The sequence below is a fragment of the Phyllobacterium sp. CCNWLW183 genome, from assembly GCF_037203775.1.
Taxonomy (GTDB): domain Bacteria; phylum Pseudomonadota; class Alphaproteobacteria; order Rhizobiales; family Rhizobiaceae; genus Phyllobacterium; species Phyllobacterium ifriqiyense.
On the sequence record NZ_JBBCBN010000003.1, the window covers coordinates 79,803 to 92,308 of the forward strand.

Genomic DNA, 12,506 nt, shown 5'->3' on the forward strand with positions numbered 1-12,506 from the left:
GATGGACTTCCCAAGCTATTACGACTTCAATGTGACAAGCCTTATGATTGTTCCGCCGTAAGAACGCTCTTCGATGATTTCAAAGCGGGCGTCAAAAGCAATGACAGCTTCAGCTTCTTCTTCGAGGATCAGCAATGCGTCCGGCTTTAACCACCCGCCATCAAGAGCGGCCTTGAATGCACGCTCGCCCAAACCTTTGCCATAGGGCGGATCAGCAAAGACCAGGTCAAAGGGCTCGACATTGCCTGCATCGCCAAGCTTGGTTGCATCACGGCTGAACACTTTGGTGTTTCCGTTGAGTCCAAACGCCTCAATATTCGTGCGAATCAAACCACGCCCTTGCGCAGATTCTTCAATGAAGATTCCATAGCGTGCGCCGCGAGACATAGCCTCCAGTCCCAAAGCGCCTGTGCCGGCAAATAGGTCGAGCACACGCGTGGACTCGAACTTTTCCGGGTAGTTATGCGCCAGTACATTGAAAAGGCTTTCACGCGTCCGGTCCGTTGTCGGCCGGATCGCGTTTGTTTCTGGGGTCGCCAAGCTGCGTCCGCGAAATTTTCCGCCAACAATCCGCATGTGAGGCCTTAGCTTTTAGGCTTGCCGCCGCGTGGTGGCCTGCTTCCGCCACCAGGGCCGCTACGCGGTGCACCCCTGGGTGCGGCTTTCGGTCCACCATAGGGGCGGTCGCCGCTGCGGCCATCCTGCCTGCCGGGCGCGCGCGTTGGCTTGCCGCTTGCACCATAGGGGCGTTCCGAGCGGTTTGGACGGTCACCTTGTGCCGGCGCGTCGCCGCGTGCTTCACGTTCCTTGAGTTCCGCACGCTCGCGCTTACCAACCCGTGGGGGACGCGGTGCATTGCGGGAACCTTCTGGACGATCTGAGCCGAATGAGCGCTTCGGACGCTCGGCATTATCGCCGCCTTCACGCGGTGGGCGCGGAGAATAGCTGCGCGGCTTATCGCCGGAATATCCCCCCGGCGCACGAGCACCTGACCTTTCCCGGTCTTCCCGAGGACGATCCGAGGCCGGACGATCAGAGCCCCGAGCTGGCCGGCTCGCGCCTTCGCCAGCACGCGCCGGTCTTTCCGACCTTGCGCTTTCCGCGCGATTTCTTGCTTCACGCGATTCTACCGCCTTTGCCCTCGCACTGCCCATGGGACGGGCACCCGGAGCCATCCACACATTCGCGGAACGCGAACTGCGCGGTGCCATAGCCTCGTCTTCCTTGCGCTCCCGATCCGCTTTCGAGCTAATGCCGCGCGGCTTCTGATCGTTGTCACGAGCCGCGCGAGTTGGGCGCTCTTCGCGTGGTCCACGTGCAGGCCGTTCGTCACGACCGGTTCGCGGTGTGGCTGGGCGGTCAGTACGATCTGTCGACCAGCGGGAAAGGTTTTCTTCGCGCTGTTCATCCTTGGATTTACGAGGCGCGCGTCGTTTTTCTACCGGTGCGCTGGAAATCCACTCCGAGCGGCGTGCCGGAGCCGGACGTTCGGCGGGCTGCTGAACAGCTTCGCCTTTCACGGCATCATTCGAGAATACATTGATGATCGGCGCATCAAAATCAGCGCCGGATTCTTCGATCAGGCGTTCGCCAAGCTGGTCGCGAAGCGTGCGGCCATTCATTTCGCGAACAGAACCTTCCGGCAAATCGCTCAACTGGAATGGACCATAGGAAATACGAATGAGCCGATTAACAGACAGACCCAACGCACCCAGGACGTTCTTGACTTCGCGGTTCTTACCCTCACGAAGCCCCATCATGATCCAGACGTTAGAGCCCTGCTCACGTTCCAGATGGGCCTCAATTGCACCATAAAAGACGCCGTCAACGGCAATGCCATCCTTCAATGTATCAAGCTTTTCCTGGGTGACACTGCCATGAGCCCGAACGCGGTAACGGCGAAGCCAACCCGTAGAAGGCAATTCCAAAGCACGCGACAAGCCACCGTCATTCGTGAGCAAAAGCAGCCCTTCGGTGTTGATGTCGAGACGGCCAACGGACAAAACGCGCGGCATATCTTTCGGCAAGGATTCGAAAACGGTCTGTCGGCCTTCGGGATCGCGATTGGTCGTCACAAGACCAGCTGGCTTGTGGTAAAGCCACAAGCGCGTCCGCTCTTTTTCAGGCAATGGTTTTCCATCAACCTCGATGCGATCACTGCGCATGACGTTGGTAGCGGGACTGGAAAGTCGCTTGCCATTGACGGAAACACGGCCCGCCGCAATCATCGTTTCGGCTTCGCGGCGGGATGCTATTCCCGCGCGTGCCAAACGCTTGGCTATGCGCTCGCCCTCTTCGGGCAGCGCTTCTTCTTTACGCGGTTCAAAACCGCGCTTTGCCGGAGCAGCATTGTCGAACTTGCGGGGTCCTTTGGGACCATCATTACCGCGCTTGTCGAAACTGCGCTTTTCAAAGGGGCGTTTGCCGCCCTTGCCGTCATCATTTGAGCTTGTCATGGAATGTTTGCCTTTCAGCAGGGCTCACTACCAGCTATGGAGTGTGCTTGCGAGTAAATTCTGGATGATGAGCCGCCCGTGAACCAAAAAACTGATCCTATGAGCCTGGCTTTGGCACAAGCACACGCGGCAGCGGCCCGAGGAGAGGTACCAATTGGAGCTGTCCTGGTCAAAGACGGAGCCATTATTTCGGCAGCTGGCAACCGGACCCGAGAGCTTAATGACCCGACTGCACATGCTGAAATTCTGGTTATTCGGGAAGCTTGCCAGATCCTTGCAGATGAGCGCCTGACCGGATGCGATCTCTTCGTTACCCTTGAGCCTTGCACCATGTGCGCTGCCGCAGTTTCCTTTGCTCGAATTCGCCGACTTTATTATGGCGCACAGGATATAAAAGGTGGCGGCGTCGAAAACGGGGCTCGCTTCTTCACGCAACCAACCTGCCATCACGCCCCGGAAGTCTATTCTGGTTTTGGCGAAGCCGAGTCAGAAGCTCTGCTAAAAGAGTTTTTCAAGGCAAAGCGGCTCTAGTGCCGTTAATCGCTGCGTATTCTTGCCGAAAAATCAGGTGACGTGTCTGCATTTATCGCGCGCTGATTGATCAAGGCAGACTTTTCCACCTCACTTAAAGGCTTCTGATTATCTATCGCGCCAAGATCATAAAGATAGCTTGGCAGATAACCGGAGAAAATGACCCGATAATCAATGGGAATATCCGGCGTGATGGCCCGTATCATATCAAAAATAACCGTCGTGCAATTCGCGGTCACGGTGTTATAGAAGCTGGCTTTTTCCGCCAGGCGATTGGCATTGTCGACATAGGACAGGAACAATGCCTGGCGCATCTCCGGCTTCATATTGATACGATAACGATACACATCTTCCTTACGTATATTGGTGCGCAACCGAACGATATCGCGTTCGTCGGCTGCGATCATTGCCAGTTCAAATTCTTTGAAAAAACCGCCGATCTCAGAAAACGCTTCGTGCCGCTCCTTCCGGATTTCAGCAGAAAAGACAACATGCTCGCCATTCTTAAAGCCAAAACTGACAAGCGTATGCGCGATGGCGGGATTGGACCAATAGGAAAGGAATACATCGACCGATGCCAGATCTTCCATATTATACGTGCGCACTTCCCAGCGCGGCGTGAAATCCTCGCGCGTTCTCCATTCGAAGTTGCGCACATTGGACAAGGTGACCTGATTGCCTGACAAAGTTCCGGTGACCGTCTGTGCAACATCGTCAGCCCAGATGCGCGTGAGCGATGGTGTAATCGTGCTCCACCAATAGAGCAGTCCAAGCAATATTGGCACAAGAACGATCAATGCCCTAAATGACCGGCCCTTTATTTCCAGCCAAAGCACGGAAAAGGCAATCGCTATCCAGACTATAAGACAGCCGATGGTGCCGAAAACGCCAAAGGGAAGCTGATACCAAAGGGCAAATCCGCCCCATATAAAAACCAGAACCGAAACAGGGACGAGGATAATCCGTCCGATCAATCTTAAAATGAACAATTGGGAGAATCCTCGACTGGCGTAGGTTAACTTAACGAAACGCAAGCATATCTGTTCCCAAACTTTCGGAACAGATTGCGGAAACACGCTTTAAGCGGCAACCATTACGACAGGTAAGGAGCAGTAATTCTGGATCAGTTCCAGGGAATCAAGTTTTTGAAGCTGAAGCCCTTGTCCTTCCGGGCTGCAGCTTTCCGCTCACGTTCTTTCTTGACCTCGTCTTTGCCAAGATCATCCGTGGCCGCAGTCGGTGCGGGCGCCCTATATTCCAACGGTGGTTCGCTCAAATATCTGCGTGTGGTCGGTGAACCAGCCGTTGAGGCGAGCTTGCGCGCACGAAACTCGCTGCTCTGATCGGTTTGCGGCGAGCCAGCGGGCACAACCTTCGGTGCCTTATCATTGTAAACGCCATACTCATCCCATTTTGACGACTTGGCAGCGGCAGGAATATCGTTTTCAACTTCCGGAACAAAGTTCGGGTTGTTCTGGTTGGCAGTTGCGGTATCGCGAATGCGCTTGCGCCGTTGTTCTGGCGATTCTGGCCAGTTGGCACTGTTTTCAGATACAACATTGCCCTGCGGCTGCGGCAACTGGGCGTTTGCAGAAGCGCCAGCAGGTGGACGAACAAGCTCCGGCCTTGGATTATACGCGATCGTATTTTTCTTTTTACTGAACGAAGCAATGTTTGATACGTCGTCAAGCAATTGCGCACCGGACGTTTTGTCGGTGCCATAGGTGGGCGATGTGCTGCAGCCAGCTATTGCCAGCGATGCAAACAATGCACTTAGAACCGTGATGCGTCCGTTCAAATTCATACTCGCCACTTCCACCCAAGCCTGAGCACTGATGCCCGCCAAAAAATACGCTTGATCTATGCCCTGCCTCTAAATTCAGGCAACTCAATGGCAAGCCTTTTACATGAGGCCTGTAGCATTAAGCAAGTCGAGGCTCTTTCTTGTTAATAAATCTGCGGATTATCTCAAGGGATAATCCGCAGATTTGATTCAGGCATCAAGTTTTCCCAACTTCGCCAGTTCATGTAGCGCCGCTGCATCCCGCGCCGATACATCAGGATAGGCCGGATCTGATCCAACATCATGCGTGTATCGCCATGACCGTGCGCATTTTGTGCCGGTTGCCCGTTGCGATACGACCGCAACGCCTTTGACGTCATCAGCAACAAAGGCATCTGCTGGCGCTGCTCCGTCCGTGATGGTTATGGCACTGGTGATGCATATCTCGGCCATATCAAGACCCTTCACCGCTTCGAACAATTCAGAATCGTTGATGAAAACCAGCGGGGCAGCCTCAAGTGATGAACCCAACGTCTTCTTGGCGCGCTCCAACTCCAGCGCACCCGTAACTACGCGGCGAACATCGCGCACCTTGCGCCACTTTGCGGCCAGCGCTTCGTTCTTCCACTCTTTTGGCGTGTCCCTGAACTGCTCCAGATGAACAGAAACGGCATTCTTGTGCAGATCAAGCCATGCTTCCTCCGTTGTAAATGGCAGCATGGGAGCCAGCCAAGTCACGATACGGTCGAACAGATGCCTGACAACTTGCAGTGCAGCTTTCCGCTTGATGCTGGAAGGCGCATCGCAATAGAGTGCGTCTTTGCGGATATCGAAATAGAATGCTGACAATTCCACATTGAGGAAATCGAGCAATGCGCGAGTGATCCGCTTGAATTCGAAGGCATCATAGCCCGAACGCACAAGTTCATCGAGTTCCGCGAGTCGATGCAGCATTAGCTGCTCGAGTTCTGGCATATCCGCATAGGCAACTTCATCGCCTTCGTCATGAGCCAAAGTCCCTAGCATCCAACGGATCGTATTACGCAGCTTGCGGTATGAGTCGATATTTGTCTGGATGATGTTTTTACCCAGACGTTGATCTTCCCAATAATCGGTTGTCATGACCCAAAGGCGAAGGATGTCTGCCCCAGAATCCTTGATGACATCCTGCGGCGTGACAGTATTGCCGAGCGACTTCGACATCTTGCGCCCCTCTTCATCCATGGTGAAGCCATGGGTGACAAGAGTATTATATGGAGCGCGTCCGCGTGTGCCGCAGCTTTCAAGCAAAGACGAATGGAACCAGCCGCGATGTTGATCGGAACCTTCGAGGTAAACATCCGCTGGCCATTTCAGATCAGGGCGATCCTCGAGAGTGAAGACATGGGTCGAGCCTGAATCAAACCAGACGTCGAGAATATCGCGTACTTGTACCCAGGGTTCATTGGCTTTTTCGCCAAGGAACCGCTCACGGGCACCTTCGGCAAACCAGGCGTCAGCGCCTTCCTGCTCAAAGGCCTCAAGAATGCGGGCGTTGACCGCTTCATCCTTCAAGACATTGCCATCTTCGTCGGCAAAAACGCAGATTGGCACGCCCCAGGCGCGTTGGCGCGAAAGCACCCAATCGGGACGGTCCTCAATCATTGCACGCAAGCGGTTTTGCCCACCAGCAGGGACGAAACGTGTCTCGTCGATGGCGGCAAGAGAGCGCGAACGCAATGTTGTCTGATCGCCAAGATCTTTGTCCATATAGACAAACCATTGCGGCGTATTGCGGAAAATGACCGGCTTTTTCGAACGCCACGAATGCGGATAAGAATGTTTGATACGACCGCGTGCAAACAGCATGCCACGGTTGATCAGCTCTTCAATAACAGCCTTGTTGGCATCGCCCTTCTTGCCATTATCGTCGATGACGCGCGCGGCACCTCCTTCACGGTCCGGCCCAAAACCCGGTGCATCCTTGGTGTAGTAACCCGCATCATCAACGGTGAAGGGGATTGCCGAGGAAATACCGCGTGCTTCAAGATCGCTGCGCGCATCCATCCACGCATCGAAATCCTCACGACCGTGGCCGGGCGCTGTATGGACGAAGCCTGTACCTGCATCGTCGGTTACGTGATCCCCGCCAAGCATCGGCACTGCAAATTCATAACCACCGCCAAAACCTTTGAACGGGTGGGAGAGAGCGATGCCTGCAAACTCATCGGCTGTTATGGCTCTGACACGCTTGAAAGTCAGCTTGGCTTTCGTGGCCGAATCTTCCGCCAACGCATCTGCAAAAATCAACATCTCGCCCGGACGCGGGCCGAAATCATTCTCTGCCGTTTCAACCTCGTAAAGTCCGTAGGCTACGCGAGGTGAGTAGTTGACCGCCCTATTTCCAGGAATGGTCCAAGGGGTCGTCGTCCAGATGACGACATAGGCCGATGCGAGATCACCTTCGCCATTGACGATCGGAAACTTGACCCAGATCGTATCGCTTTCAACGTCGGCATATTCCACTTCGGCCTCGGCCAAAGCAGTACGCTCGACAACCGACCACATGACAGGCTTGGAACCGCGATAGAGCTGATCCGACATGGCGAACTTCAGGAGTTCCCCAGCAATGCGGCTTTCTGCATGAAATGCCATCGTTGTGTAGGGATTTTCGAAATCGCCTTCGATACCAAGCCGTTTGAACTCGGCAGATTGGACCTTGATCCAGTTGGCGGCAAATTCGCGGCATTCCTTGCGGAACTCGTTGATCGGCACCTGATCCTTGTCTTTGCCTTTGGCGCGGTACTGTTCCTCGATCTTCCATTCGATTGGCAGACCGTGGCAATCCCAACCCGGGACATAATTGGAATTGTAACCGCGCATCTGGAAGGAGCGCGTGATGACGTCCTTGAGAATTTTGTTCAGTGCATGGCCGATATGGATATTGCCATTGGCATAGGGAGGACCGTCATGCAGCACATAAAGCGGACGATCTTTGCCGTCTTCACGCAGCTTCCGATAAAGGTCCATGTCCTGCCAGCGCTGGACGAATTCCGGTTCCTTGGCTGGCAAACCAGCACGCATCGGAAAATCCGTCTGCGGCAGATATAGAGTTTTCGAATAGTCGATTGGCTTAGGCGTATCGTTCATTTTTCTTGGCTTTTCTTGGGCCCGCGCGTTATCGCTGCAAGCAAGGATTTGAAGAAATCGAAATAAGGCGCAAAGGCGCCGCCCGGACCTTCAACACCACGAAGCAAATAGCTTCAGGTTCAGGTGAAGGCCGGGCCAGTAATTCGTATCTGAATCGGTACGGACTTGGGAAAAGCCCCGCAAACGGTTTTCATGACCGCGCTTTTAGCAATCACGCTCGCGAGAATAAAGGGGCAGATGCAATAAACTTCGTATGTATCTGCCACATCCGCTACAGCGAGAAGTCAAATCGGTAGGTTGCCTGCAAACCAAAAGTTGCCTGATTGGCTGACCCACGCTCTTTGACCAGACTTGAATCGGCCGCGGGTCCCATCAAACGGTTATACTCCGCATAGGCGCTTGTCGTGATCTTGTCTGTGGTCTTCCAGGTAATTTGTCCGCCGATTCCGAGCGACTTCAGCCCCCCTCCTGGCCGGTATTCCTTAAGGCCAGACGCAGCAGACTCTGCTGGATTAACACCGTAATATTCACGGAAATAATCTTTCGTCGCGACAGTAGCGCGTGGACCGGCGGACACACGCACCGTTGGAGTAATATCCGTAAAGGCATCAACAGCGAAATCTGCAACCACGCCATCATGCGCGCCAATGCCACGGCGAACTTCAACGCGGCCGCGGACATTATCTGTCGGATAGAATTCGGCAAACCCGCCAACTTCTACGCCCCAATCGGTATCATGCAGTCCCTTCAAATCGCGTGAGTCATCGTCGTCGCGCCCGGAAACCAGCTTGCCCGTCAGACCGGCGCGAAACACGCCGGTATCGATAAAGCCGATGGAAGCATTGTCATTCAGAGACGAGAATTTTTCAGACTTGCCAGCGCGTCCAAGTGAAATAACCGGAGCGGCCAGCAGGCGATAATCGCTTGCGCCATCATAGCGCGGCGCAACAAATCCCTTTGCTCCCAATGTCAGATACCAGTCGCCCGACCACCAATGATCGCCTCTTGAGCTGCTGGCCGGTGTTTCCGCGTCACTATAATATTCATCCGCAAGCACTATGGCGGGGAACGCGAAAAATACTGCGCCAGCAAGGGCGCCAATCAAACGAACAGACATATCTTGACTCCGAAATTTGCCTTGGGAGACGGCAATTCCGGGCCAAGCTACGAAAGGATAGATAAAATTGGATTTATTCTTATGGTAAACGATTTGCCATTTCAGACAAAATTAATCGTGTTATCCAGCGGCGAGAGCGGCTTCACACCCTGTAAAAGTCCCCGTGCCTCTTCTTCATCCCTTCTGATCTGAAGCATCATAGGCTCCAGCCCATCGAATTTTTCTTCGCCACGAAGGTATGCAAAGAAGGAAACAGCGCAAATCTCACCGTATAGATCGCCGGAAAAATCGAAAACGTACGTTTCCAAAAGTGGCTCGCCATCCGTGTCAACTGTGGGCCTGCGTCCGAAGCTGGCCACGCCATCGTAAAGGGTGCCATCAGCCCGGCGAAAGCGAACCGCATAGATGCCATGCTTCAAATGAGTTTCCGGGGGCAGAACCATATTGGCAGTAGGATAACCGATGGTCCGACCAAGCTGCTTGCCGTGAACCACTTTTGCCCGAATGCGATGGCGATATCCCAACAGGCCGGCCGCCTCTACAACGTCGCCCTCCCCGAACAGCGAGCGAATGCGGCTGGATGATACGGCCTGTCCGCCTTCATCGCGAAACGCATCAACCAGCGTGACATGGAAACCGCGCTTGTCACCGGCCTCCATGAGAAAAGCGGGGCCGCCTTGGCGATTTTTGCCAAAATGAAAATCAAAGCCGGTGACGATGCGGCTTGCATGCAGGGCACCGACCAGAATCTGGTCAACGAAGTCATCGGCAGTCAATTGCGAGAATTCGCGCGTGAACGGGCATTCCACCACGGCGTCGAAGCCCAAAGCCTCCAGAATAGTAGCTTTTTCAGCTGCCGGTGTCAGCCGGTCCACCGGTTGGTCCGGCACAAAGACGCTGCGTGGATGCGGCTCGAACGTTAAAACCAGCGAGGGCCTGCCCGCAGCCTGAGCGGCTTCCAAAGCGCGTTCGAGAACTGCTTGATGCCCACGATGCACCCCGTCAAAGTTACCAATCGCGACAACAGCGTCTCTTAAATCAGCTGGCAGCTGCGTGGGGTCCGTCAAGCGCAAAATTGGCATAGCTGCTTGTCCTCAAGCCAGAGCAGGCATCGTAGCAACAGGATTGCTTCCGTGTTTCTTCAGGAATTCCAGCAGCTTTTCGACATCGTGAACGCCACCATGGACATAATCACCCGCGTGAATGCCACCGGATATATATAGGACATCTATGCCAAAGAGATCAGCACCTTTGACATCCGTCAGCATACCATCGCCTATCGCAATGACACGGTTAAGGTCCACAGGTTTGCCACGCACCTCTTCAGCTGCGGCAATGGAAGCCTCATAAATCGGTCGATGCGGCTTGCCGGCGATCAAGGTCCGGCCACCAAGCTGGCCATAATCGCGGGCCAAAGCACCGGCACACCAGATCAGACGATCTCCGCGCTCAACGACAATATCAGGATTGGCACAGATAAATGGCAGATCGCGCGAACGGAAACGCGTCAGCATTTCGGTATAATCAGCCGGTGTCTCCGTTTCGTCATCAAAATAACCAGTACAGACGACGACATCAGCCTCCCGCTCTTCCACAAGCTCAACGTCCAGTCCTTCGTAAAGCGTTTCATCACGCTCCGGTCCAAGATGGAAGACCTTACGCGGCGAATTGCGGATCAATTCACGCGTAACATCGCCTGATGTAACGATCCGGTCATAGGCATCTTCGGGCACACCCAAGCCATGGATTTGCGCTGCCACGCTATCGAAGCGTCGCGGGGCGTTGGTTATCAGGACCACGGTCAAACCAGCGGCTCTGGCGCGAGCCAATGCTTTTGAAGCAGAGGCAAACGAATCGACACCATTGTGCAAAACACCCCAGACATCGCAAAGAAGCACGTCATAACGATCCATCAAGTCGTCCAGACTTGCCAAATGTACCATGTCGGTCATGCCGCTCTTCTCCATGCCAGTAATCGAGTTGCACCTCGCTTACCTGATTGCAGGAAAACTGTCACTCGGGATCATCATCAAAAGCTGCATCGACCGGTTGACAGTAAACACATGAACAAATATTGATATGTTTGTTATCAAACGAGGTTCAAATGGCGCATTCCCACGGCACGCACGGGCACGATCACGCACATGATCATGCTCCCAAAATAACGGCTGACAATGAGCGCAAGGTCCTGATCGCCTTCCTGATCACATTCACGTTTATGATTGTGGAAGTCATTGGGGGCCTTTTATCGGGTTCCTTGGCATTGATTGCCGACGCCGGACATATGTTAACGGATGCGGGGGCTCTCGCACTGGCCTATGCAGCATTTCGTTTTGGCAAACGCGCGGCTGATGAACGCCGCACATTTGGATATCTGCGCTTTGAGGTCATTGCCGGCCTTATTAATGCGCTCGCACTTTTCGCCATTCTTGTCTGGATCGCCATCGAAGCCTTTGAGCGGTTTCGTAATCCCGGCGAGGTCCTCGCGGGTCCAATGTTTATCGTCGCAACGATAGGACTGCTCGTAAATATCGGCGTCTTCTGGATTTTGACCCGCGGCGACAAGGATCACGTCAACATCAAAGGTGCGATCTTGCACGTTCTTGGCGACCTGCTTGGTTCCGTAGCTGCCATTACGGCATCGGTCATTATCTATTATACTGGTTGGACACCAATCGACCCGATCCTTTCGGTCTTCGTGTGCTTGTTGATCCTGCGCAGCGCTTGGGCACTTCTGCGCAATTCCCTGCATATTCTGCTTGAAGGCGCCCCGGAAAATGCCAAGCCGGAAGAAATCGAACAGCACTTGATGAAAACGGTCCCCGACCTGGCTGGCGTACGCCATGTCCACGTCTGGATGATCACATCCGGCAAGGCGCTGGCAACCTTGCATGTGAAGCCAAAAGAGGGCAGCGATCCGCGCCTGCTGGTGAAAGCCGTCGAGGCGGAGCTGATCAAAAAATTCGAGATCGAGCATTCGACCATTGCCATCGATTTTGCCGATGCTACCGGCGACTGCTGTCTTGGCATCGACACCTCCGGCGAACATGACCACGATCACGGGGAGGATGACCATAGCGGCCACGGTGATCATGATCATGCAGCGCATGACCATAGCCATGAAAGTCACAAACATTGAGCAAAATAACGATACCATCCCAGCTTGATACGACCATCCTCGCCGAGACATTCAAACTGCTTGGCGACCCGACGCGACTACGAATCCTGTTCTTTTGTCTCGAAAACCCACGCTCCGTCGGCGATATTGCGGCAAGCCTGGATTTGTCGCAATCATTGGTCAGTCACCACTTGCGATTATTGCGTGGGGCGCGTCTGGTGCGCGGCAACCGACAGGCAAAGCAGATTTTTTATGAACTTGCTGATAAACATGTCAGCGACATGCTTGTCGATATGGCGCATCACGTATGCGAGGATAGTGACGACTAAAACTGCTTCATCGGATCGTTTTATACTTTAGGTAAGGCGCTCA

The 12,506-nt window shown here is 54.1% G+C and carries 11 protein-coding genes; 3 read left to right on the forward strand and 8 right to left on the reverse strand.

The genetic code is table 11. From position 1 onward, the window contains the following. Positions 1-18: 18 nt before the first annotated feature. Together rsmD and V9K95_RS08495 are read right to left on the reverse strand one after the other, a co-directional pair. A complete protein-coding gene (gene rsmD / locus V9K95_RS08490) occupies positions 19-576 on the reverse strand; it encodes a 16S rRNA (guanine(966)-N(2))-methyltransferase RsmD (protein ID WP_115055205.1) in 558 nt (185 codons plus the stop codon). Positions 577-584: 8 nt separating this feature from the next. Then, complete coding sequence (locus V9K95_RS08495; RefSeq protein WP_336440547.1) at positions 585-2,456, reverse strand: pseudouridine synthase; 1,872 nt, start codon at positions 2,454-2,456, stop codon at positions 585-587. Positions 2,457-2,555: 99 nt separating this feature from the next. Between V9K95_RS08495 and V9K95_RS08500 the strand changes: the two genes are divergently transcribed. After that, complete coding sequence (locus V9K95_RS08500) at positions 2,556-2,987, forward strand: deaminase (protein WP_162802643.1); 432 nt, start codon at positions 2,556-2,558, stop codon at positions 2,985-2,987. Positions 2,988-2,992: 5 nt separating this feature from the next. Here the strand turns inward: V9K95_RS08500 and V9K95_RS08505 are convergent, their stop codons facing one another. The 6 genes from V9K95_RS08505 to V9K95_RS08530 form a co-directional block, all read right to left on the reverse strand. Then, positions 2,993-3,976, reverse strand: coding sequence for an Lnb N-terminal periplasmic domain-containing protein (locus V9K95_RS08505; protein ID WP_307282995.1), 984 nt, complete (start codon positions 3,974-3,976; stop codon positions 2,993-2,995). A 134-nt stretch (positions 3,977-4,110) separates the two neighbouring features. Beyond that, positions 4,111-4,791 (reverse strand): hypothetical protein, encoded by a 681-nt coding sequence (locus tag V9K95_RS08510; protein WP_336440548.1) that lies wholly within the window; start codon positions 4,789-4,791, stop codon positions 4,111-4,113. A gap of 189 nt (positions 4,792-4,980) precedes the next feature. Further along, the gene (gene ileS, locus V9K95_RS08515) at positions 4,981-7,899 is read right to left on the reverse strand and encodes an isoleucine--tRNA ligase (RefSeq protein ID WP_336440549.1); all 2,919 of its coding nucleotides are present in this window, start codon (positions 7,897-7,899) and stop codon (positions 4,981-4,983) included. Positions 7,900-8,170: 271 nt separating this feature from the next. After that, entirely contained in the window at positions 8,171-9,016 is an 846-nt protein-coding gene (locus tag V9K95_RS08520) for a MipA/OmpV family protein (protein ID WP_336440550.1), read from the reverse strand. Positions 9,017-9,117: 101 nt separating this feature from the next. Beyond that, positions 9,118-10,098, reverse strand: a complete 981-nt coding sequence (locus tag V9K95_RS08525; RefSeq protein ID WP_336440551.1) for a bifunctional riboflavin kinase/FAD synthetase — start codon at positions 10,096-10,098, stop codon at positions 9,118-9,120. 12 nt (positions 10,099-10,110) lie between these two features. Continuing rightward, the gene (locus V9K95_RS08530; protein ID WP_336440736.1) at positions 10,111-10,959 is read right to left on the reverse strand and encodes a TIGR01459 family HAD-type hydrolase; all 849 of its coding nucleotides are present in this window, start codon (positions 10,957-10,959) and stop codon (positions 10,111-10,113) included. Positions 10,960-11,120: 161 nt separating this feature from the next. On the opposite strand from V9K95_RS08530, the gene V9K95_RS08535 reads away from it, so the two are divergent. Together V9K95_RS08535 and V9K95_RS08540 are read left to right on the forward strand one after the other, a co-directional pair. After that, positions 11,121-12,155 carry a cation diffusion facilitator family transporter gene (locus tag V9K95_RS08535; protein WP_336440552.1) on the forward strand — a complete coding sequence of 345 codons (1,035 nt, stop codon included), beginning with the start codon at positions 11,121-11,123 and terminating at the stop codon, positions 12,153-12,155. Further along, positions 12,152-12,463, forward strand: a complete 312-nt coding sequence (locus V9K95_RS08540; RefSeq protein WP_336440553.1) for an ArsR/SmtB family transcription factor — start codon at positions 12,152-12,154, stop codon at positions 12,461-12,463. Before V9K95_RS08535 ends, V9K95_RS08540 begins: the two co-directional genes overlap by 4 nt. The last annotated feature ends 43 nt before the right edge of the window (positions 12,464-12,506 follow it).